Below are 20,202 nucleotides of genomic sequence, written 5' to 3'. Positions count from 1 at the left end.
GCAGCCTCAATTAGCCGGATCGGAACCGCGAGCGCATAGACCCTGATTTTCTATTGGGGAGAGTGCCGTGGGGGACCAGCGCGTGGGCCGGCGAAGCCCGGCTATTGCAGGCGCGGCTCCAGCAAATGCCGGTAGCCGGCTTTGGTCATCCAGCGCGCCCGTGCAAGATGGTTGTCGTAAACAGCCCTGGCGCGCACGGGTTCACAGACAGGATCGATTTTGAACAGCACCGCAACGACTTCGCGCCAGTCGGCACCTTCCTCGTCGGCGATCAGGAGGCGGAGATAAAGGTCGAGATGCTGCTCGTCATAGGCGTTCACACGCGCCGTCAGAGGCGGGTGATCCTGGAAGGATGGGTGGGTCATGACGATCCCTCGTGATAGCGCTGTTGGATCGGTTCGATAACAAATTCGTGGAATGACGACCGTTCGACGGTTCCGCGCTGACGCAAAAAACAACGCGGGGCCGAGTGGGAAGGCTGCGCGGCCAGGCCGATCAGGACGGCGCGCGTCTGCGACGGCCCGCATCCTGTCGCGTCTGTGGATCGGAAGTCTCGTGAAGAAACATGACACCACGCCCTTGCCCGGACTCGATGAACAGGATGCCCGCTGCTTCCAGCGCGCGGCGGACCTGGTCGATCGTGCCCTCATGGACACCAAGGCCACGCTCGGATTCAAGGCGCTTGAGCGCGGTCAATGCTACGAGGGCTTTTTCAGCGAGCCGTTCCTGTGTCCAGTTCAGGAGTGCCCGTGCCGCCCTTACCTGTCGGCCAGTGATCATCCATGATCACATCCGACATGCAGGGCATGCACACCAGAAATACGACTATAATAGTCGTATAATGGAGATTCAATATCGTTCTTTCAGTTGGATAGTGAGGAAACACCGGCGTCCTGCTTCTGATAGGACCGTCAGTGGGGTCCGCCGTCGGTACGGGCGACCAGACGAAAAGACCCCCGCTTACGCGGAGGCCTCCCCGTCGTGGCATTTTGCTGCGAATTGCGCGCATACCTGGTTCAGTTCACGCTCGATTTTGGCCCGCTCACGACGGCTGAGGTGAAAGCTGGTCAGTTCGGCGCGCAGCATCTGGATCTGGTCGTGTAGCGTGGTCATCGTCCTGCTCCTTTCGTTTTTCGAAGACAGGCCGTCGCCTCATGCGCGCGTGAATCGGGTCAAGGATCGCCGCAGGCGACCGCCCCAGCGGCGCGCGGGGGAGCCGATTTTGTCTGGTGTGCCCGTAGGGTGCGCCGGGCAAAATTGGGGGGACCGCGCGTCCTTGAGGCGGTTCACGCCGGGCATGGTACAATGGGAAGGCTGAGGGAAGCCCTGTTCCCCTTTCTTGCCCACACATTGGCAGATTGGGCGCGGCGCGACTGGTGCGCCCACCCGCCGGTTCGCGATCGGTCATGCGAAGGCCCCACCCGGACCGGCCGGGCGGGGGATCGCTGGCACCTCAGTCGCCGTTGCGGCGGCCGTTGGGGCGGGACCAGATCAGGCTGTAGCCCTCGCCGTCCTCGTCATCGAAGAGGTTGGCGAAGATCGGGGCGTTGAAGCTCGGATCGTCGAGCTTGAGGCTCAGATAGTCGCGCCCCTCGTTGGAGCGCCGGGACCAGGCCGCTCCGATCTCGACCCGGCCGACGAAGACGCGGTGGCTGGGGGCATTTTCGTTCAGGCGCGTGGTCTCGGGGGCGATGCGGACGTTGGGGGTCTGGAGCGAGAGGGTGACGATCTCGCCGTTATATCCGTTGCCGACTTTCTTGAAGGTGCCGATGGTAGCCATGATACTGCTCCGTGATCTCTGTTACCGAGCCCGCACCATTGCGGCCTCGATGGCGATCGGACAGACGGAGGCGAGCGGCGGCGCATCCCGTAGGGACCGAAGCGCAGCGGAGGACGGCGGGACGGAATTTTCTTGTTTCGCGAGGAATGACGGCGCAGCCGTCAGGGGAAGAAAATTATGGACCGCTGTTGCGCCATGGCCGATCGAGGCGCAGCCGACCTTCGGCTAGATCAGCCATCTTGAGAGGCGGCATGCGTGCGCGGCCCGACAGAGCACACATCACGGAGACTATGGCCACCCGCGCCCCACGCAAGTGTCGGCCAGGAAGGGGAAGGCATCGTCATGCCCTGCTTCCGACCCTGCACACGCCCCGTTCCGGGACTGCGTTTCGCACGGACACGCCCTGCCTTCCGGGATTCCACCGGCCGATGCTGACAGGAAGCGCTGGACGTCCACGCTCCAGGGAAAGAGCACCTTCAGCCAATATGCTGCAATCAGGGCCTCATCGATCGCTCCTGCCATACCCTCCTGACAGCGAGGCGGCCAGATGCGAAAGCCCCCGATCCTGTCCTGCCTCGCCGGTTGCCAGAGCGGTGTCAGACCCGCGCGATATTGCCGCCGGACGGTCCGGGTGGGGCCACGGTTGTAAAGCGGATGAAAGCGGTGACGCCCACCGCGATCGCGCCGATGATGGAGAAAAAGAGCTGCCACGCCGGAGACGGCATCAGCATCTGGGCGATCCCATGTGTCGTGCTGTAGCCCATGATAATGGCGGGCACCGTATAGAGCAGGACGATCAGCAGCTTGAGCCACATCCACGGCACCAAGGCGAAGGCGATTTGGCCAATAACGAAGGTTGCAGCGCCCGCGACGAAACCGACGATGATCCCGCCGACAACACCAGCACCCGCACCATACGCCCAGAACCCGGCCATCAGACCCATGGCGCAGGGCAGGGCGAAGACTGCCACGGTAAAGAACAACCAGCACAGGAAGCCAATGCCGGCGACGAGCAGGAAGGGAGCAAGGATGAACATGGCGGCGGTCTCCGTGCAACCGACAATGTCGGACGGTCGCGCCTGCCACCACCACCACGGCGCAACCCGCATTATAGCGCAGATGATACGGTGACCGGAACGAAAATCCGCGCGGCTTACGTCCCGCCGGTGACGATATCATCGAAATCTATCGCTGGTATGCGGACGTTGCGGTCAATCAGGTCGAGCGTTATTGCCTTCCCCCGTGATCCGGTGGCGTTGCGAAGAACCTTGCGATCCATAGCACCTGGTGCTACATAGGAGGTCATGACCAATGCCGAGCCATCCCAGCGGGCATTCAAGACCGCCTGGTTCGCCAGGGCGGCCCGGAAAGCTCGCATCAAAGACGATGAACTCTGCAAAGCGATCCGGGAGGTCATGAAGGGTCAGGCCGTCGATCTGGGTGGTGGTGTCTTCAAGAAGCGCCTGAACAAGAACCTGCATCGCAGCATTATTCTTGCGAAAGGCGGTCGATACTGGATCTACGCCTATCTGTTCGCGAAGAAGGACCGGGACAATATCGATAGCGATGAACTGGAAGACTTCCGGACCCTCGCCAAAGCCTATGCCGTGCTGACCGGGGAACAGGTCGAACGGCTTTTGAAGGATCGAGACCTGACGGAGATATGCCATGGCGATGAAGAGAAAAAATAGCTTCCGGAGCGACATTTCCGAGGCCATTCATTCCGGGGCGGTAATGCTGCACAAGGTCGGCGCGCTCGACAAGGCGACGATGCGTGATTTTGACACGCGCCATCTGGTGGTGCCCCCTGCGATCGAGCCGATCGAGATCAAGCGTCTCCGCGAGGCGAACAATGTCAGCCAGCCGGTCTTCGCGCGGTATCTGAACACGAGCGAAAGCACGGTCGAGAAGTGGGAGAGCGGCGCCAAACGGCCGAGCGGGATGGCGCTCAAGCTGTTGAGCGTCATTCAGAAGCACGGTCTTGAGGTTCTTGCCTGAGACGCTGGCTTGCGGGGAAGGAGAGAGCGCTCACGCGCCGCCTCCGAACCGCAGGACCGGGATACCGAGCCGCTTTGCCTTGTCGGCCAGATTTTCCTGGATGCCTGAACCGGGGAAGACGATGACGCCGATCGGCATAGTGTCGAGCAGCGCATCGTTACGACGGAAGGGCGCCGCCTTGGCATGCCTGGTCCAGTCCGGCTTGAAGGCGATCTGCACGATATCGCGGTGATCGGCCCAACGTGAGGCAATGAACTCAGCACCTTTGGGCGAGCCACCGTGGAGCAGCACCATGTCGGGATGCTTGGCCCGCACCTTATCCAGCCGGTCCCAGATCAGGATATGGTCGTCGAAGTCCAGGCCCCCGGTCACGACCACCTTGGGGCCGGGCGGGACCAGCAACTCGCCCTCGGCGCGGCGTCGGGCGTTGAGGAAATCGCGGCTGTCGATCATGGAGGCCGTCATGGTGCGACGTGACACCAGCGAGCCGGCCTTCGGACGCCACGCGCTCAGGGTCAGGCGCTCGAACTGCTCCTGCGCCTCGTCGCGGAAGATCTCGTAGGCGTTGCGGCGCTCGATCAGGGTCAGCCCTTCGGCGATCAGCCGCTCCAGTTCCACCGAGCGGATCTCGCTGCCATCCTGTTCCTGCTGGCTCCGTTTCTGCGCCTGCTCGTTGCGGTCAAGCTCACGCTCAACCTGGCCGACCATGCGGTGGAAGATGTTCACGGTGGACCAGAGCAATGCTTCGAGATCGGCTTCCAGCCGTGTGTCGGTCAGCGTCGCAGCGATGGCGTCGAAGATGTCGGCCACAGCACCCCCGATGCGCTGCGCTTCGGGTAGCGGCCTGGGGTCCGGCTCGTCCGCGAAGGGACGGTAGCCATACATCTGGAGTTCGGTCAGCACATGCGCGGTGGATGAAGCGGCGTGCGGCGGTTCGAAATCGTCGGTCATGCGGGTCATGAGGCTGTCCTCCCAGGTCTCCGGCTGCGCCCTTCGCGGCCTTTCCGGGGGCGGACAGCGGCAGACCAGGGACGGGCCGGAACCGCGCGCTGGCGCGCGGCCGCAGCACAGCGAAGGATGGCAGGGGGCCGGCTATTTTGCCTCGCGATGTAAAGCGCCCCCACAGGGCGCGACGGAAAATAGCCGGCTCACGCCATTGAAGGCCCGGCCCGGCTGACGCCCGCTCCCCACTTGAAAGGCCGGGGCGCGGACCTGCCGGACGGGAGGCAGGACAGGCCCGCCGACAGAAGACGGCCCCCCCACTCCTCTTTCCGGCCCGCTCAGGTATCGGCGGCCTCCAGAAAGCGTGCCACGTCCGCTGGCGCGAGTTGCGGATGCAGGATCGCCCGCAGCGCGCCGCGTCCCAGCGCACGGAGATCATCATTGAAATCGCCCAGCCGTGGCGACAGGCCGATCAGTTCGATCCCGGCGTCACCCGCGCGGGCGTGCAGCGTCGCCAGCGCCTGATCCCCGGCCGGATCGTCGTCGCGCAGGACGTAGAGACGGCGTAGCAGCGGCGGAAAGATCAGGGCAGCGAGATGTGCCGAAGACAGGCAGGCGGCCAATGGCAGATCGGGCAGAACCTGCCGCAGCGAAAGCACCGTCTCGATGCCTTCCCCGGCGGCGAGCACGTCGGATGCCACCCCGAAGCGCACGGCATGACCGAGCAGCCCGCCCAAGGCACGGCGCGGATGGTCGACCGGTGCCTTGCCACGGCCGTCCGCCGCCAGCCAGGTGCGATGCACACCGGTCAGAGTGCCGTCGAGGTCGGTGACAGCGGCGATCATGGCGGGCCAGGTCTCGGTCAGACCGTCCTCGTCCGGGCGGTAAAAGCAACGCGGATGGAAGCGCAGGGCTTCGGTTCCGTGCAAAAGCGTAATGTCGCGTCTACGGAGATACGCGTCTACGGATGTGCCTATGATCGGCCCGGACATGGCCCAGAGCCGTCGTGCCGCTTCGGAAGAACTGGCGGAAGCACGCTCACGGGCAGGTCGGTCCTGTGACGGCGGCACTGGGTCAGGATGCGGCAGGCTGAGGAAGGCGCGTGCCTCGTCGGCCACGTCGCGGAAATCCACCAGGCCGAGGCTTTCGCGGATCACGTCGAGCAGGTCGCCATGCTCACCCGACTGAGCGTCCGTCCATTTTCCCGCCCTGCCGTTGGCGGTGTCGTGGAGCCGGACGAACAGCGACCGGCCGGGCGTATTGCGCACGTCACCGACCAGCCAGTAATTGCCGTGACGGCGACCGGCGGACAGATACTGCCGGCACACCGCCTCCGCGTTCTCCGCCAGACGACGGGCGAGATCGCCTGCATCATGCAAGGTCATCGCCCTGCCCTCCTGTGTCGGGATTGCCTCCGTCCAGGGCGATCGCCAGCCAGCGATCGGTGGTCATCCATGAAATCGTTTTGCGCCTGCCAAGGTCAAGCAGATGCGCACCGCCGCTGAAGGCGCCGATCCGGGGACGTGAACAGCTATTGGCCCACTGGAATCCCCATCGGCCCCGAAGCCGGAAGGCCCGCGCACAGCGTAGCACGAATTCCACGACCTGATGCGGATCGCCAGTCACCTCATCGCGCATCCAAAGCTTGGTGCCACCATATTCCGGTTCTACAGAAAGCCGGAACCCATCAGATGGCGGGTCTTCCGCCGCCAGTTCGTCCATGAATTCATTGTAGAGATCGAGCGCCTTGGCAGCGTTTTCCACCGTACCCACATCGAGAACGCACGAGAAATGCGTGAAGAAATCAGCCATCGGAATGACTCCCGAAACGAAAAAGCCCGGCGCAGTGGCCGGGCTCGTAAAAACGTCTTTACGGAAAGACAGAAAAGCGGCTTTCAGGAAGCACGCTCCATCAGCCTGCGGGCCTTCTCTTCCAGATCCAGCCGCGTGTCCTGGTTGGCCTTTGTCCGCGCCAGCGCCGTAATCCCCTGCACGAAATCGAACACACTCTCGGGCTTGCGGCCTTCCTCGTGCAGCACGGTTTCGATGATCTTTGCGGTTTCCGGTTTCGAGAACCCGCGACGACGCAGGAAACTTTCGCGGTCTTCATCTGTTTTCGCGACCAGCGCCCGACGCGAGGCCTGAATGCCGGAGACGAACGAGGCCGGGCTGGCAGTGGCGAAATTCCGTAGTGCTGGTGTCGCCTGATGCACGAAGCGCGAGGCCGCGAACTTACTATGCCGGATGGTGATCTGTTCGAAATTTTCCACGCCCCACAACATCCTGTTTTGACACACCCCGCGCAGATAGAATGACGCAATGCCTAGGCTCTTGCTGCCGACTTCCGAATTCCAGGCGTAGAAACCCCGGAAATAGAGATCGGGATCGCCATTGGGCAGGCGTCCGGCCTCGATGGGATGCGTATCATCCACGAGGAACAGGAACACGTCCCTGTCTGACGCATACAGCGTCGTAGTTTCCTTGGTGATATCGACGTAGGGATTATGGGTCATGGTGGCCCAGTCGATGACGCCCGGCACCTTCCAGTTGGTATCGCCTGTGCCGTCACCCGCGATCTTGCGCACCGCCCCGACCAATTCGTGATCCCAGATGCGGCCATAATCCGGACCGGTCACGGCGCGCAGTTCTACCCGTCCGTCTTCGGTCTCCAGCGTTTTCACCAGTTCGGCGCGGTGCGACAGCAGCCCGTGCTGGAGATTGATCGCCGCCAGCGGTGCCGGCAGGTCGCGCAGATAGGAGGACGGCGCGCTGACCAGGCTGCACATCTGGCCGAAGGACCAATGCGTCGGCGCGATCGGCTCATGCTGTCCTGGCACGGTCAGGGTCAGACGCTCGACACTGTCGCGCGAGGCCTCGACGCGGATGGCGCGGCTTTCCACCGTGCGGGCCGTGGCCCGGTCTGCCCGCGCCAGCGTGGCAGCATGCAGGTCGGACAGCGACAGATAGCGTTCGTCATCGGGGCGCGAGAACCATTCGGACGATACGCGGGCGCTGCGTTCGCCACGGGAGGGATCAATCCGGAAGCCCGTGCGGGCGGAAGACAGAATGGAAGCGGACATGGGGACTCTCCTCTCTTGCCGGATATTCGGCATCAGAGGCGAAGCCGCCCTCTCACTCCTTCCCGGCCGGACCGGCACGAAAAAAGCGGCTTCCGGATAACGGAAGCCGCTTTCTCGAAATCCCGCATCAGCTCATACTGTGCGGTGTTTCATGCTCTACATCGAGAGGCCTGGCGCGTCCCATCCATGGACAGGGTCGGATTTCCTTCACCCAGTCCGCAAAGCTCGGGATAAACCCGAAATCTTCCCGGACGTGCTGTTCGCCGATCAGCCGGGTCGGCACTGCCCGCCCGGTCGAAAGCGTGAGTGTGACACCGAACAGTTTTTCGGCAAGGAAGATGCCTTCCGCATGGTGTCGCAGCGCCCGGTGCCGGAAGTCCGCCGTGATCAGTTTCGATTCATCGAACCATGTATGCAACGGCAGGTAATCCTCTACCGTACCGCCCCATTTCCGCACAGAGGAGAGGGCATGATGATAACTATGCGCCATGGTGCCCTTCCTCCGTCCATTCATGGCCGTAGTTTTCGACGGCGGTGTAACGCTCGTTATACTCCAGGGCGATGGACCGTCCCGCGACGTCAAAGGTAAACTCGCCATACGCACCATCATTGTTTTCCCAACCACCGTGCGCTTCGGAAAGCAGGTCGTAGCAGACGTTCTCAATGACATCCTTGACGCTGCAATCATCAGTTTTCGACGTGGCACATTGCCAGTCGACAGAGATGTAAGGCATGCAGTTTTCCAGAACCGTATTATCGGTTTCCGGAGTGACCGCCATATCTTCGATCTGGCCGCTATCTCCGCAACCATCGAAGGTGACCACCGCTGTTTCGATCCCAGCAGCATCAAGGCAATCAAACAGTGCTTTGCGATTGACTGCTCCAAATTCCTGTTGCCGTTTCCGATAGGCCTCATAATGCTCGGAAAAGGCGGTGAAGGTATCGGCCCGTTCAGGCGTATTTCCTGGATTGGTCATGTCCTGTTTCTCCTGGATCAGCAGGACGGCCCTGACCGAAGCCAGGGCCGGTTAGGTTCGGAGTCATGAATTACGAGGCGCCCGTCATTCGGCCGCGATATTCGTGGCGGTTTCGATGGGGATAACAGCGACCTGTTTCTGATGACCGTCGGTCAAACCAGCAGTTCGCAATGCTTCGGGCAGCCAGCCGGAGCCGTCCAGCAACTGCTCGGCCTCACTGGCCATGTCCATTTTCTTGAGATGCGCAATGCGGGCCGCTGCCTCATCGCCGCGTGCTTCGCGTACGGCTTCGAGGATACGCGCCTTGGTGACACGGCCGAGATAGTTCTCCACCGTCGGCTGCCATCCCGCTTCGGCCGGATTGAGTTGGAGCACTGTCGCCAGCCGGCCGGCTCGCGCCAGGCGCTCCCTGACGCTACGTGCCAGAGACGGACCATGGGACGATTCATGCAGCGCGTTGACGCCAAAAGACAGGCAATGCGCCAGTAGGGCCAGGCGACTGGTATCATCCAACCCGTCGAGCCACTGCCAGAGTGCATCCTCGTCATCGGGAAGATCATGCTTCCAGCCCTCGTTGCGCTGGCGAAGTTCATGAGCGGGAACACTGCCCGGCATGTCTGGCGAATGCACCCGCAGCGGGATTTCCCGGACATAGGCTTCCAGGCAATCCGCGCCCGACACCTGCCAGTAGAGATCGCGCACCAGCGTGTGGAGCAGTTCGGTCAACGCGATGTGCGGATTGCCGGCGAACGCGTCACGCAGGGCCAGCGTGCGCCAGGCCGTCAACTCTGTCAGCAGGCGGTCGGGCAGCGGCTTCAGCCCATCTTCCTCTTCGGGCTCGGTGCCGGGGGCGCCTTCCGTCCCAGTTCCTTCGACGTCATCACCCGCGCCGTGATGGACGACCGCGTCATCATCACCCTCGGGTGTATCCGGGCCGTCCTCGGGCTCCGCCGGCACATCTTCAGGGCGGACGAAGCCCCGTTCGACCAGCAGCGTGGCATCAGTATCCAGGCTGATAAAGGCCCCTGCCCGGACCACCTCCGCCGGATCGAAGGACACAGGGCGTTCTTCCAGCGCCTCAATAGCCTGTTCGATCTCCCCCAGCCGGGTATCGACGTCGTCGGGGAACTCATCGGCCTGTGCGTATTCCGCCTCGATGGCTTCCTGCTCGCTGTGCAGAGCGGTTAGACGGGCGGCTTCTTCTTCCGAGAGCACAACCGGCGAGCCTTCAATCCTCGCGAAGCCCCGCGTGTGTCCCCACGGGAAGGACAGCGCCGTCTCGACCCACTTCCAGCCTTCGGCGCGGATGTCATCGGCCGCCCCAGCCAATTTGTCCATCACCAGCCGGTCGAGGAGGGTCGGATCCTGCAGCCAGCCGCCGTCATCGGCCTCGAACAGGTCACGCATGACATGGCCACCGGCAGCGAGATAGGCATCCAGCCCGACGAAGCGCACGCGGCGATCCGATGCGCGCACGGTTTTTTCCGTCAGCATGCGGCGGATCAGATAGGGCTCGCGGTTATGGCTCTGGGCGATAATCTCCCAGACCTGCTCCTGACGGGCATGGTCATCACTGATGGAAAACGCCATGAGCTGATCGAGCTTCATGCCGTCCTGCTCGTAAATCTCGAGCAGTTTGTCGGACACGGTCATCAGGCGCAGGCGCTGTTTGACCACGGTGGGCACGACGAAGAACGCGGCGGCGATCTCGTCCTCGGACATGCCCTTCTCCAGCATGTCCCGAAAGGCACGAAACTGGTCCAGCGGATGCAGCGCCACGCGCTGCACGTTCTCGGCCAGGGAATCATCCTCGGCGAGAATGGCCGATCCGGCCTCGCGCACGACACAGGGCACCGGGGCAGTCTTGGCCAGTTTCTTCTGCTTGACCAGCAGTTCGAGCGCGCGGAAGCGACGGCCGCCAGCCGGCACCTCGTAGGAACCTGTCTCCGTCCCATCATCGTTCAGAACAGGGCGTACGTTGAGGCTCTGGAGCAGCCCGCGACGTTCGATGTCGCGGGCCAGTTCCTCGATCGACAGGCCGGCCTTCACACGCCGCACATTGGACTGCGACAGCACCAGTTTGTTGAAAGGGATATCACGGGACGCATTGAGAGCGATTTTCTGGATGGCGCTCGCCATGGCGGAACACTCCGTGACGGACGGGCGGAAGCCTCTCTCCCACCCCTGAATCCGTCATGAAATCACTCCCACCCTCTGACTTTTCATGAAAAACCCGAGGCCGATTAAGTCGCTAACCGTCCTCTTGTCGGTCGTCCAGCCTGTGTTATCTGCTCCCCGAAACTGGACATGTGTACTCGCAGTATACATCACAAAAGATGCGATGTCCGATCTGTATCCGAGTCAGAACACCAACATGAACCGCACCGTCGACAGAATATGTTAGACCACCCGTAATCCACAGAAAAAGCTACCGAATGTCTCAAACAAAAACGACGCCTCACCATTCGGCGCTTCTGACTCAAGCCGGATCGCGACATCATGACACCTATTAATTATATAATGATATACACAAACGATGTTTCACAACATAATAAACGGCGTATTCAGGGCAATCTTGTGCAGTCCAGCGATGCATCGTGATGTTCGCCCCACCCCTTTTGCCGGGAAGTGGCACACCTTCTGGCATTTAAATCCGCCAGACAGTTCTTGAACTCAGCCGTTCCCGGAGTATGCCCCATGCTCCGGCAACTTTGTTCGTCCTCAGTGAGTCGACGATCTGTCGTCGTGCCACATGCAGAAAGCAAAGCGATCAAAGAGATACACGTCGTTATTTTAAACGAATTCCTCAAGTATGCGATCATAACGTTCCTCCGCCATCATCAATGGTAAGCATATAGTAAAGCCTGAACCCTTCTAGGAGTGTCCTAATAATTATAGATTTTTTTGAAGAAATGTCAATTTTTCTATCTAGCCGTAACCTGGAAATAACCCTATTCGGGCCAGAGTAAGCCAACTGCTTTCTTCAAAGGTTTACGACGTGCGAAATAATCATACGTAACGTTCGATATATTTTCTGATTTACAATATCTTTTTTGGGCAATGTCGCCGCTTCTAGTGATTTCATCATCACACACGCGCGTTAAATGGCGATATTCTGACGCAAATTTCGTAAGATTTAATGGTGCTTATACCATCCATACCCTCGAATATTGTTCCATGCATCGGTGGTATGGCAGGCATAGCAATGCTCCACCGGGGCATCCTGATGCGCGACGTGCTGCGAAATCATTTTGAAATGCATCATGTAATGGCTGGGCGGCGCCTTGTGACAGGCGTTGCAATCCGTCGATATCTGATCGGCGGGATGTTCGAACGCGGCGATCAGCCATGTCTTGGTGGAGTGACAACTCGCGCAATCAGGACCAAAGCGGGCGCGATGAGGATCCACGTTGGAGTGACAGCTTGCGCAATTCAGATGGAGAACGGCATCACGGTCAAGTCGATGATCAGTCGGAATAGCCGCAGCGCTTCCCGGAATCGGCGACGCTCCAACCAGCCCGGCCGAGCGAAGTTGCGCAACGGTGTCTGACCAGAAATCCGCCCTCGTCAATGCACTATGATCCATCACGGTCATATGTGGCCGCTCACCGTGCTCCACATGACAGGACGTACATTGCGTCGCCGCGACATGAAACCGGGTGGATTGCTTGTCGGCGAACGACGCCAGAGAATGACAGGTCACGCAGTTATTGGTCACCACACCTGTGAAAGGCCTGTGACATGTCTCGCACTGGCCCGCGATAAACTGGTGCGCTTTCGAGATCGGTCCGGGATTCACCAACCCTTCCCAACCAGGAACTGCGTTACTGCCGGAACGATGCACGGCAAGGGGCACAACCAGTCCGACGATCAGAGCCGCAAGCGCAAAGACCGTATAGAGTATGACAGCGGGCTTCATAGCCACCTCAGCCCGTAATACAGGCCTGACCAGATATGCAGAATCAGCAGAAAATAGAGGATGACCACAAGGATGACGTGAATCTTGCGCCAACGCCCGAACAGTGCGTTCGCCACCCTCTCCGACCTGACCGCATACTCAACATCGGCCAGCGCCGAGGCAATCGTGGCCTCGCGATCCGATGTACCCCGCGTACCGGGATAGGCCGAGGTCAGAAAAAGGCGCTGGACGATATTATGGGGCACATCCGGCGTCTCGGGCATCAGATGCGCCACCCCGGCATCTGCCAGAGACGTGCGCAGTTGGGCCAGTTCCTGGGTGCGACCGCGCAATCCGCGCCCGATCTGGATCAACATGTAGCGCCCGACATAGCCACTAATAGCGAGGACGAGCATGATGCCGGTTAGCGAGATCCCCATCGGGCTATCGAATTTATGGGCGGCGTGGATCAGGCCCAAAATGGGTGCAAGGACGCCAGCATAGATATGCACCGACAGAAGGGTTCGGCTCTCGACACGCGGCGCGAAATAACGATGCACGACGGGAATGCGTTTGCCCGCTACGTAAATCAGCGGCACCAGCATCAGGATGGCGGCGCAAATGCCAATCAGGCTGCCAGCCAGACTCCCAGGAAAGCGTGGCGCGACATGCACCAGAAAGCCCAGCGGGAACAGCACCAGCAGGACGACCAGGGCGCCGACAATGATTTCGCTGCGCTCCTGCATCACGCCTCCACGACCAGCGGACCACCCGTGGTCTTCGCCTGACAGGCCAGGATGAAACCCTTGGCCTTGTCAGCCGGATCGAGCCCATCCTCGACCGCCATCGTCACCTCACCTTGCTGCAGGTGAGTCGTACACATGCCGCAGATACCGGATCGACAGGAGGATGGAATATTGACACCTGCCGCATCAGCCGCGTCGAGAACCGTTTCATCCAGTTGCAACGGAGCCGATTTCCCTGAAGTGGAAAACGTAATGGTCGTTGCGGCAGGCGTAACGGCCGGGGATGAGGGGGCCGCCACAGGCCCGACCGCAGGTTCGGCCTTCATCGCGGCTGGTCCGAATGCCTCGCTATGAACATTGGCTTCCGGCACAGCGAGATCCGTCAATAACGCTCTCATGCTTGCCATCATCCCGGGTGGGCCGCAGACATGGATACGCCGGTTTGTGAGATCTGGCACCGATTGCTGAAGCAGTTCCTTCGTGATGCGCCCTTCCGGCCCCGACCACTCTGTCCCCGGCGACCGCCGCATGGTGGCAATAACGTGCAGTTTGTCATTGCGACGTTCCAGCCACTCGATTTCCTGGCGAAACACATAGTCGATGCTGGCATGAGCGGAATAGACGAAGTAGATCTCGCCAGGCCAGACGATATCGGTCAGGTATCTCAGGACCGCCATCATCGGTGTGATGCCTACGCCGCCGGACAGCAGGACGATCGAGTCTGCCTCGTCACCCGTAAAGGTGAACATACCCGATGGACCCGCGATCTTTAAAAGATCACCCTCTTTGACCGTGTCGTGCAGGTAGCGCGAGACCAACCCATGTTCCTCGCGTTTGATCGTTAGTTCGAGATGTTCGACCTGCCCCGGCGACGATGCGATCGTATAGGACCGGCTCGCGGGCTTGCCAGACGTCGGCTCGATGGTGAGTTGCACGAACTGGCCGGGTTTGAAGTCAAAGGGAATCCGCCCCCCATCGGCCGGAACTAGATAGAACGTCACGATCGCCGGTGTCTCCCGAATGATCCGGGCCACTTTCAGACCGCCACGCCAGAGGCCGTGTCGAGGTGCGCCGACGATCGGAGTGGCCGTTCCACCGCCTGGTCCCGGTACAGGGGGAGGCGGCGGAACAGGAGGTGTTGGACCGCCGCCGGTCGACGATGGTGGCGTGGGCGGGACCGTTGGTTTCGGTGCGAATGCCGTGGTGGTCCTGAGAATCTCTTGCACGCGATGCAACCGCAGGACCTGCAAGATCAGCAGAGCGATCGATACCAGGATCAGGATCGTCATGAACACCAGGTGGGCCGGCGTCAATCCGAAAAACAGGCCGTTCTGCTGGCTCGCCGCGACTGTCGGCAGACCCATCTGTGCCGTGAACCAGTTGAATGCCACCATTTGAGGATTCACGAGGCCGGTCGCGGCCGCGCGCGCGGCCATTCCGCTATCGAGCAACGCAACGCCTTCATGGAGATGCTGGCTGGATCGACGCATCGTCTCCCACGACAGGGACTGAGCGGCATCGACCGATGCGGCGCCGACTTCGCGAAGACCGTCCTGAAGCCTCTGTGCCGCAATATCGGCCAGCATCTGACGTTCGGCGTCGGTCAGCTTCGGATGCGTCATCATGAAAGTATAAAGCGGCGTGCGACCGCGCGCTCCGCAACAACCCGCGTCGGCCTTGTCTGCTCCGGGAACCGCACTCAATGCCTGCCCAGCCTGAGGCAGCATGCGGCTCATCATATCGCCCTGCACCGCCGGCCCGGATGGTGGCGCACCGGGGTTCCCCGCCGCGCCCATGCCAGGGTGATGGCTTGCATGCTCGTCACCACCCATCGACATCATGCCGTCCATGTCGGACATACTTGAGTCGGGTCGAGCGGTGGTCGTCTCCATTCCGCCGGACGACTCGGCGCCATGACCGGCATCCCGGGGCGCTGCCATCGGCCCATCGTCTTCCGGCTGATCCCGCCGCAGCGCCAGCGAAGGTGGCGGGCTGCCTGTCGTAGGCCCCGTCATAGTGCCGCTGGACATGGCCGGAACGGCGGGAGACTCACCCGGTGCCTGAGCGAATCCCTCGGACATGCTGACGAGCAGCGTCATGATCACGACACTCACGCTCAAAAAGACACGCCTCATGGTTTCTCCAACACGCCATCATCCTCGGCAAAGCCCATACCGGCCCGCTTTCCGGATGTCGTCAGGGCACGGGTTATTACCCTACAGGGGTATGGCATATTTTCCTTGATCTCGATCAATTATCCCAGCGGCATCTATTGTCGGGGCATCGGCATATCCATGTCGTGATGCATATGATGTCCGCCAGCTGCTCCTGCCTGGGCGACCAGCGCCTGGTAGTCGGAACTGTTCATTCCCGGAAGCTTTTTGAGAAACGCGACAATGTTCCAGAGATCATCATCACCATGATCCGCCCAGGACGGCATGCCCGACATCTTGATGCCATGCTTGAGGATCCAGAACAGTTCGCCTTGCGTATAGCGTTGCGCCACATCATTCAAAACCGGCGGCTTCGGATACATCCCCTCCGCCATATCCTCGGCCTCGACGCCCGGCGCGGAATGACAGGAGGCGCAATGCGTCGAAAAATGCGATGCACCGCCGACGAGCCGTGCCTGCGTCTCAAGATCGACAGGTGTGGTAATGCCCTCGGCGTGATGCCGGATTGAATGGAAGCGTGCCGTTTCCAGAACACGATAGGTCAGCCGCCAATGCGGCGAGGTGGCGCCTACATCATACAGACCACCGAAAACGACGGCCGTTCCCGCGCCGATCCCGACCAGCAGAATGCCGGCGAGACTCCAGGCTAATCTTTTCATGCGTGCCTCCCTGGGCATGTCCAGGGGCGACGCTTATGACGCCGCCCCGCTCCATCAGGAACCGATCAGCGCTGATGAACCGCGTCGGGCATGCTCTGCGGGCCCATCGGCATTTTCATGCCGTCGCCCTTGTCGCCGCAGCCCATTTTCATCTTTTTATCCGATGGTGCCATTGCCTGACCGTTCGGCATGGCCATGCCCTTCATCTTCATACATCCCCCCATCTTTCCTTTCATTTTCATGCCTTTCTCTGCCCCCTTCATGCCGGATCCGGGCATGCCGTCCATTTTCATCTTGTCGTGGTCCATTCCTGACATGCCTGACATACCCTGCATTCCGGACATATCCTGGCCCTGCGGCTGGGCTGGTGCCGGAACCGGTGTCTGGGCATGCGCAACTGAGACCGTGGCCAGGAGTGCTACCAGAAGGGCCGATGATCTGAAATTAATGGTCAGCATTGGTCTTTTCCTCATCATTGGTTATCGGATGCGAAGGCGCACAATGCGCCCCGCGACGATTTCACATCGGGCAGGAATAGTCAGAACCACGTCCTGATCCCGAAGGTGAAATTCAGGTCATGGACACGCTCATTCCTTGAACGCGCCATGTCGGCGGCCTGACCGAACGTGCCGGAGTAACTCACGCCGATATAAGGCGCGAATTTCCGATGCCATTCGTAGCGAAGCCGCAATCCCGTATCGATATCGGACAGCCCGGTTCCGACCCCGCGCGCACGATCGGACGCGGAATAGAAGTTCATCTCTACCTGGGGTTGGAGGATCAGGCGATTGGTCAGCAGAATGTCGTAGGAACCTTGCAGACGCCCCGCAGCGCCTCGGTCACTGAAATAGGCCGTGGCCTCCACATTGAAGAAATATAGCGCCAGTCCCTCGACCCCGATCGCGCCCCAGGCCCGTGTGGGGCCGTTGTCAATATCGAGACGCACGCCAGTCTGGACATCGAAATACCGGGAGATGGCACGATCATAGAGGGCCTCATGATCTCCATCACCGAACTTGCCGTTTGTGCCGACCGTGCCTTCGGATTTCAGCCAGAGCTTGTCGTAGTCGGTGCCGAACCAAGCCTGCCCATCGTAACGGAACTGCCCGCCATCGGCACCAAAGCGCGCCTCGAACTGGTCGAGCAGCGCATGCACATAGATGTTATGGTCCATGACCGGCTGGATGCCGTTGACATAGACCACGGGCGCGGGAGCCGAGGCGGTCTGCGCTTCCTGGGTTCCTTCGCTCTGGCGTGCCGGGACTGACTGGGCGCGTCCCGTGCCAGGTACCGCGGTAGCCAGTCCAGCGGCAAGGACCGTGCCACCTATCAGACCCCGGATCACGACACCACCACCGTGCGGAACATGCCCACCTCCATGTGGTAGAGCAGGTGGCAGTGATACGCCCACAGCCCGGGTTCGTCCGCCGTGACCAGGTAACTCAGCCGCTCACCCGGCTTGACGGTAATCGTGTGCTTGTAGGGTCGGCAGTCACCCTGCCCATTTTCCAGTTCGCTCCACAATCCATGCAGATGGATTGGGTGCTCCATCATCGTGTCGTTGATCAGGACGAAGCGCACCCGCTCGCCCAAAGTCAGACGAATCGGTTCCGCTTCCGAGAACTTCTTGCCGTCAAATCCCCAGATGAAGCGTTCCATGCTGCCGGTCAGGTGCAGGGTGATCTCGCGCGACGGCGGGCGTGGGTCCGCGCCCGGGATCGTGGCCCGCAGATCGGCATAGGTCAGAACGCGGCGACCATTATTCTCCAGCCCGTCGCCCGGCTCCGCCAGCCGGTTGATCGGCATCATGGCGACACTCTGCACCGCGACGCCGGGCTTCAGCTCTGTTTTATGCCGCGGCGCAGCCGCCGTGCCCGGCATATCCATCGCGGCGGCTCCGGGCCTGTTGGCCTGCTTCATATCCATGTGATCCATGTCCATGCCGCCGCTGGCAGGGGCATCACCGGGCTTCCCCGGCGGACTCCCCATCTCCATGCCTGCCATGCCGCCCTTCATGTCCATATTCCCCATGCCCATGTCGGTCATGGTGCGCAGCGGGCGCGGGTCCATGGGGGGAACCGGCCCGGCAAGGCCCGGACGGGTGGCGAGTGTGCCGCGCGCGTATCCGGTGCGATCCTCGGCCTGCGCAAAGACCGTGTACGGTCCATCGGCGGTGGGCTCGACAATCACATCGTAGGTTTCTGCAGGTCCGATGCGGAATTCATCGACAGGGATGGGCTCCACGTCATTGCCGTCGGCCTGAACGACGGTCATCGTCAGGCCGGGAACCCGCACGTCGAACAGCGTCATCGCCGACGCATTGATGAAGCGCAGGCGTATGCGCTCGCCCGGTCGGAACAGGCCAGTCCAGTTTGCCCCGGGAGACTGGCCGTTGATCAGGTAGGTGTAGATGATGCCCGACACATCCAGAATGTCGGTCGGTGCCATGTTCATGGCACCCCATTGCAGGCGATCCCGGATCGTCGCACCCAGCCCTTGCCGATGCGCGTCACGGAAGAACGTGCCCACCGTACGCTGGCGGAAATTGTAGTAATCGCTCTGGAATTTGAGATTTGAGACGATGTCCTCGGGATCGACGTCGGTCCAGTCGGACAATACCATCACATAATCGCGGTCGAAATGCTGCGCGTAACCGTCTCTCGGGTCGATGATCAGAGCCCCATACAGGCCCGTCTGCTCCTGGAAGCCGGAATGGCTGTGATACCAGTAAGTGCCGCTCTGATGCAGCGGGAAGCGATAGGTGAACGTGTCACCCGGCGCGATCCCGCCAAAGCTCAGACCGGGCACGCCATCCATGTGGGCCGGCACCCGGAGGCCGTGCCAGTGGATCGAACTGGGCTCATCCAACCGGTTGGTGACGTTCAGTTCGACCGTGTCATCCTGACGCCAGCGCAGGATCGGCGCGGGCGTGGAGCCGTTCACACCCACCGCGTGCATGCGCGCACCGGTGATATTGATCGGTACAGAACCGATCGTAAGGTCGAAACGGGTACCAGGCAGCGGGTCGGGCCGCCCCGACGCCGGTGTATAGACCGAAGCGTAGGCGCTCGCGCTGCCCTGCGGGAGGGCCAGCGCCGCTCCCCACAGGCCCGTCCCGACGACGAAACGGCGGCGCGTGATCGCGCTCCGTCCCGCAAGGGATCGTATTGACATGAATAATAGTCCGCAAAAGAGAGAAGGCGGAGCCGGTCATAGGTCCATGACCAGCCCTGAGACTGTCAGAACAGAATCAGGCCATCTCTCTGGGCGGTGGCAGGGCCGGCGCGAACCCATGACCGACGATGCGATCCGAACGAGACAGGCCGAAAGGTGCCGTAACACCTGAGTAATCAAACGCCCTGGTCACGGAGGGCGGCATCAGCCAATTGGCGACGCAGGCACCCTGGGCGCAGCAATCGCCGCAATGATGACATGGATGATGGTCGTGGCACGGTTCATGATTGCAATGTGCGGTCGTCGCATCCGTATGGGATGGCATCTGCATCCCTGGCATGTCAACCATCGGTTGGGTAACCAAAGCAACTGTAGAAGACAACGTGGCGGCATGACCCGGCATGACGGACGCCAGCATCAGTCCCACCTGCAGAAGCAGGCAGGCCAGCAACCGTCCCAACCGTGTCGCGCCGATTTCTTGCACATCTACCCCGTCATCTTGCTGACCGTTTCGATCAGTTCCCCGATCTTTTCCTGACGTTCCACCGGATCGCCGGATTCGATCGCCTCCACGACGCAGCCCGCGATATGTTCGCGCAGAACAAGCCCCTCGAGCCGATGCAACGCCGCCTTGGCGGCCCGAAGCTGAAGCAGAACATCCACGCAATAGCGGTCTTCGTCCACCATTTTCTGGATGCCACGCACCTGACCTTCGACCCGTTTCAGGCCCTGCGAAATCTTTACCCGTGACTGCCTCATTGCACTATACCCTAC

25 protein-coding genes are annotated in these 20,202 nt (G+C 61.1%); 3 read left to right on the top strand and 22 right to left on the bottom strand.

What is annotated here, in order from left to right:
- Positions 1–101: 101 nt before the first annotated feature.
- The 4 genes from GOB93_RS00580 to GOB93_RS00565 form a co-directional block, all read right to left on the bottom strand.
- On the bottom strand, positions 102–365 hold the full coding sequence (locus GOB93_RS00580; RefSeq protein WP_010518332.1) for a DNA -binding domain-containing protein: 264 nt from the start codon (positions 363–365) through the stop codon (positions 102–104).
- Between the two features lie 130 nt (positions 366–495).
- Entirely contained in the window at positions 496–780 is a 285-nt protein-coding gene (locus GOB93_RS00575) for a helix-turn-helix domain-containing protein (protein ID WP_018308128.1), read from the bottom strand.
- A 180-nt stretch (positions 781–960) separates the two neighbouring features.
- Positions 961–1,113 carry a hypothetical protein gene (locus GOB93_RS00570; protein ID WP_010518334.1) on the bottom strand — a complete coding sequence of 51 codons (153 nt, stop codon included), beginning with the start codon at positions 1,111–1,113 and terminating at the stop codon, positions 961–963.
- A gap of 340 nt (positions 1,114–1,453) precedes the next feature.
- Positions 1,454–1,780 (bottom strand): DUF736 domain-containing protein, encoded by a 327-nt coding sequence (locus GOB93_RS00565; RefSeq protein ID WP_018308129.1) that lies wholly within the window; start codon positions 1,778–1,780, stop codon positions 1,454–1,456.
- Here GOB93_RS00565 and GOB93_RS00560 point away from each other — a divergent pair.
- Positions 1,779–2,009 carry a hypothetical protein gene (locus GOB93_RS00560; RefSeq protein ID WP_010517748.1) on the top strand — a complete coding sequence of 77 codons (231 nt, stop codon included), beginning with the start codon at positions 1,779–1,781 and terminating at the stop codon, positions 2,007–2,009. The genes GOB93_RS00565 and GOB93_RS00560 overlap by 2 nt on opposite strands.
- A gap of 367 nt (positions 2,010–2,376) precedes the next feature.
- Here the strand turns inward: GOB93_RS00560 and GOB93_RS00555 are convergent, their stop codons facing one another.
- Both GOB93_RS00555 and GOB93_RS00550 read right to left on the bottom strand, forming a co-directional pair.
- On the bottom strand, positions 2,377–2,817 hold the full coding sequence (locus tag GOB93_RS00555; RefSeq protein WP_023979781.1) for a hypothetical protein: 441 nt from the start codon (positions 2,815–2,817) through the stop codon (positions 2,377–2,379).
- A gap of 116 nt (positions 2,818–2,933) precedes the next feature.
- A complete protein-coding gene (locus GOB93_RS00550) occupies positions 2,934–3,086 on the bottom strand; it encodes a hypothetical protein (RefSeq protein ID WP_010668868.1) in 153 nt (50 codons plus the stop codon).
- Between GOB93_RS00550 and GOB93_RS00545 the strand changes: the two genes are divergently transcribed.
- Positions 3,085–3,471 (top strand): type II toxin-antitoxin system RelE/ParE family toxin, encoded by a 387-nt coding sequence (locus GOB93_RS00545; RefSeq protein WP_010517758.1) that lies wholly within the window; start codon positions 3,085–3,087, stop codon positions 3,469–3,471. The genes GOB93_RS00550 and GOB93_RS00545 overlap by 2 nt on opposite strands.
- On the top strand, positions 3,455–3,778 hold the full coding sequence (locus GOB93_RS00540) for a helix-turn-helix domain-containing protein (RefSeq protein ID WP_010517760.1): 324 nt from the start codon (positions 3,455–3,457) through the stop codon (positions 3,776–3,778). Before GOB93_RS00545 ends, GOB93_RS00540 begins: the two co-directional genes overlap by 17 nt.
- 30 nt (positions 3,779–3,808) lie before the next feature.
- On the opposite strand, the gene GOB93_RS00535 is transcribed toward GOB93_RS00540, so the two are convergent.
- The 16 genes from GOB93_RS00535 to GOB93_RS00460 form a co-directional block, all read right to left on the bottom strand.
- Positions 3,809–4,738 (bottom strand): DUF2493 domain-containing protein, encoded by a 930-nt coding sequence (locus tag GOB93_RS00535; protein ID WP_010517762.1) that lies wholly within the window; start codon positions 4,736–4,738, stop codon positions 3,809–3,811.
- Positions 4,739–5,058: 320 nt separating this feature from the next.
- The gene (locus GOB93_RS00530) at positions 5,059–6,105 is read right to left on the bottom strand and encodes a DUF7146 domain-containing protein (protein WP_010517764.1); all 1,047 of its coding nucleotides are present in this window, start codon (positions 6,103–6,105) and stop codon (positions 5,059–5,061) included.
- Complete coding sequence (locus GOB93_RS00525; RefSeq protein ID WP_018308132.1) at positions 6,092–6,532, bottom strand: hypothetical protein; 441 nt, start codon at positions 6,530–6,532, stop codon at positions 6,092–6,094. The genes GOB93_RS00530 and GOB93_RS00525 overlap by 14 nt, the downstream gene beginning before the upstream one ends.
- 83 nt (positions 6,533–6,615) lie before the next feature.
- Positions 6,616–7,800, bottom strand: coding sequence for a DUF932 domain-containing protein (locus GOB93_RS00520; RefSeq protein WP_132126969.1), 1,185 nt, complete (start codon positions 7,798–7,800; stop codon positions 6,616–6,618).
- A 127-nt stretch (positions 7,801–7,927) separates the two neighbouring features.
- Positions 7,928–8,290, bottom strand: coding sequence for a DUF6915 family protein (locus GOB93_RS00515; RefSeq protein WP_010669161.1), 363 nt, complete (start codon positions 8,288–8,290; stop codon positions 7,928–7,930).
- Positions 8,280–8,777, bottom strand: a complete 498-nt coding sequence (locus GOB93_RS00510) for a DUF6878 family protein (RefSeq protein WP_010669160.1) — start codon at positions 8,775–8,777, stop codon at positions 8,280–8,282. The genes GOB93_RS00515 and GOB93_RS00510 overlap by 11 nt, the downstream gene beginning before the upstream one ends.
- Positions 8,778–8,861: 84 nt before the next feature.
- Positions 8,862–10,916: a ParB/RepB/Spo0J family partition protein gene (locus tag GOB93_RS00505; protein WP_018308134.1), complete on the bottom strand. Its 2,055-nt coding sequence runs from the start codon at positions 10,914–10,916 to the stop codon at positions 8,862–8,864.
- 997 nt (positions 10,917–11,913) lie between these two features.
- Complete coding sequence (locus tag GOB93_RS00500) at positions 11,914–12,696, bottom strand: hypothetical protein (RefSeq protein ID WP_010668178.1); 783 nt, start codon at positions 12,694–12,696, stop codon at positions 11,914–11,916.
- Entirely contained in the window at positions 12,693–13,421 is a 729-nt protein-coding gene (locus tag GOB93_RS00495) for a hypothetical protein (RefSeq protein WP_010668179.1), read from the bottom strand. The genes GOB93_RS00500 and GOB93_RS00495 overlap by 4 nt, the downstream gene beginning before the upstream one ends.
- Positions 13,421–15,556 (bottom strand): 2Fe-2S iron-sulfur cluster-binding protein, encoded by a 2,136-nt coding sequence (locus tag GOB93_RS00490; RefSeq protein WP_023979780.1) that lies wholly within the window; start codon positions 15,554–15,556, stop codon positions 13,421–13,423. Before GOB93_RS00490 ends, GOB93_RS00495 begins: the two co-directional genes overlap by 1 nt.
- Positions 15,557–15,690: 134 nt before the next feature.
- On the bottom strand, positions 15,691–16,254 hold the full coding sequence (locus tag GOB93_RS00485; protein WP_023979779.1) for a c-type cytochrome: 564 nt from the start codon (positions 16,252–16,254) through the stop codon (positions 15,691–15,693).
- Positions 16,255–16,319: 65 nt separating this feature from the next.
- Positions 16,320–16,589, bottom strand: coding sequence for a hypothetical protein (locus tag GOB93_RS00480; RefSeq protein ID WP_242010447.1), 270 nt, complete (start codon positions 16,587–16,589; stop codon positions 16,320–16,322).
- 203 nt (positions 16,590–16,792) lie between these two features.
- Positions 16,793–17,599, bottom strand: coding sequence for a copper resistance protein B (locus GOB93_RS00475; RefSeq protein ID WP_023979778.1), 807 nt, complete (start codon positions 17,597–17,599; stop codon positions 16,793–16,795).
- Positions 17,596–19,428 carry a copper resistance system multicopper oxidase gene (locus tag GOB93_RS00470; RefSeq protein WP_042056440.1) on the bottom strand — a complete coding sequence of 611 codons (1,833 nt, stop codon included), beginning with the start codon at positions 19,426–19,428 and terminating at the stop codon, positions 17,596–17,598. The genes GOB93_RS00475 and GOB93_RS00470 overlap by 4 nt, the downstream gene beginning before the upstream one ends.
- A gap of 76 nt (positions 19,429–19,504) precedes the next feature.
- A complete protein-coding gene (locus tag GOB93_RS00465) occupies positions 19,505–19,912 on the bottom strand; it encodes a hypothetical protein (protein ID WP_023979776.1) in 408 nt (135 codons plus the stop codon).
- A 2-nt stretch (positions 19,913–19,914) separates the two neighbouring features.
- Entirely contained in the window at positions 19,915–20,187 is a 273-nt protein-coding gene (locus GOB93_RS00460) for a metal-sensitive transcriptional regulator (RefSeq protein ID WP_007284529.1), read from the bottom strand.
- Between the last annotated feature and the right edge of the window lie 15 nt (positions 20,188–20,202).

Source organism: Acetobacter musti, from assembly GCF_011516835.1.
Lineage (GTDB): Bacteria > Pseudomonadota > Alphaproteobacteria > Acetobacterales > Acetobacteraceae > Acetobacter > Acetobacter musti.
This window is presented reverse-complemented; position numbering and strand designations above follow the sequence as displayed.

What these genes read in the sequence shown, in the direction of transcription:
- GOB93_RS00480 (WP_242010447.1), bottom strand. Translation starts at nt 16,589, where the DNA reads ATGCAGGGTATGTCAGGCATGTCAGGAATGGACCACGACAAGATGAAA.
- GOB93_RS00470 (WP_042056440.1), bottom strand. Translation starts at nt 19,428, where the DNA reads ATGTCAATACGATCCCTTGCGGGACGGAGCGCGATCACGCGCCGCCGT.
- GOB93_RS00530 (WP_010517764.1), bottom strand. Translation starts at nt 6,105, where the DNA reads ATGACCTTGCATGATGCAGGCGATCTCGCCCGTCGTCTGGCGGAGAAC.
- GOB93_RS00485 (WP_023979779.1), bottom strand. Translation starts at nt 16,254, where the DNA reads ATGAAAAGATTAGCCTGGAGTCTCGCCGGCATTCTGCTGGTCGGGATC.
- GOB93_RS00545 (WP_010517758.1), top strand. Translation starts at nt 3,085, where the DNA reads ATGACCAATGCCGAGCCATCCCAGCGGGCATTCAAGACCGCCTGGTTC.
- GOB93_RS00500 (WP_010668178.1), bottom strand. Translation starts at nt 12,696, where the DNA reads ATGAAGCCCGCTGTCATACTCTATACGGTCTTTGCGCTTGCGGCTCTG.
- GOB93_RS00570 (WP_010518334.1), bottom strand. Translation starts at nt 1,113, where the DNA reads ATGACCACGCTACACGACCAGATCCAGATGCTGCGCGCCGAACTGACC.
- GOB93_RS00460 (WP_007284529.1), bottom strand. Translation starts at nt 20,187, where the DNA reads ATGAGGCAGTCACGGGTAAAGATTTCGCAGGGCCTGAAACGGGTCGAA.
- GOB93_RS00505 (WP_018308134.1), bottom strand. Translation starts at nt 10,916, where the DNA reads ATGGCGAGCGCCATCCAGAAAATCGCTCTCAATGCGTCCCGTGATATC.
- GOB93_RS00540 (WP_010517760.1), top strand. Translation starts at nt 3,455, where the DNA reads ATGAAGAGAAAAAATAGCTTCCGGAGCGACATTTCCGAGGCCATTCAT.
- GOB93_RS00575 (WP_018308128.1), bottom strand. Translation starts at nt 780, where the DNA reads ATGATCACTGGCCGACAGGTAAGGGCGGCACGGGCACTCCTGAACTGG.
- GOB93_RS00565 (WP_018308129.1), bottom strand. Translation starts at nt 1,780, where the DNA reads ATGGCTACCATCGGCACCTTCAAGAAAGTCGGCAACGGATATAACGGC.
- GOB93_RS00550 (WP_010668868.1), bottom strand. Translation starts at nt 3,086, where the DNA reads ATGACCTCCTATGTAGCACCAGGTGCTATGGATCGCAAGGTTCTTCGC.
- GOB93_RS00495 (WP_010668179.1), bottom strand. Translation starts at nt 13,421, where the DNA reads ATGCAGGAGCGCAGCGAAATCATTGTCGGCGCCCTGGTCGTCCTGCTG.
- GOB93_RS00490 (WP_023979780.1), bottom strand. Translation starts at nt 15,556, where the DNA reads ATGAGGCGTGTCTTTTTGAGCGTGAGTGTCGTGATCATGACGCTGCTC.
- GOB93_RS00525 (WP_018308132.1), bottom strand. Translation starts at nt 6,532, where the DNA reads ATGGCTGATTTCTTCACGCATTTCTCGTGCGTTCTCGATGTGGGTACG.
- GOB93_RS00520 (WP_132126969.1), bottom strand. Translation starts at nt 7,800, where the DNA reads ATGTCCGCTTCCATTCTGTCTTCCGCCCGCACGGGCTTCCGGATTGAT.
- GOB93_RS00535 (WP_010517762.1), bottom strand. Translation starts at nt 4,738, where the DNA reads ATGACCCGCATGACCGACGATTTCGAACCGCCGCACGCCGCTTCATCC.
- GOB93_RS00510 (WP_010669160.1), bottom strand. Translation starts at nt 8,777, where the DNA reads ATGACCAATCCAGGAAATACGCCTGAACGGGCCGATACCTTCACCGCC.
- GOB93_RS00515 (WP_010669161.1), bottom strand. Translation starts at nt 8,290, where the DNA reads ATGGCGCATAGTTATCATCATGCCCTCTCCTCTGTGCGGAAATGGGGC.
- GOB93_RS00580 (WP_010518332.1), bottom strand. Translation starts at nt 365, where the DNA reads ATGACCCACCCATCCTTCCAGGATCACCCGCCTCTGACGGCGCGTGTG.
- GOB93_RS00555 (WP_023979781.1), bottom strand. Translation starts at nt 2,817, where the DNA reads ATGTTCATCCTTGCTCCCTTCCTGCTCGTCGCCGGCATTGGCTTCCTG.
- GOB93_RS00560 (WP_010517748.1), top strand. Translation starts at nt 1,779, where the DNA reads ATGATACTGCTCCGTGATCTCTGTTACCGAGCCCGCACCATTGCGGCC.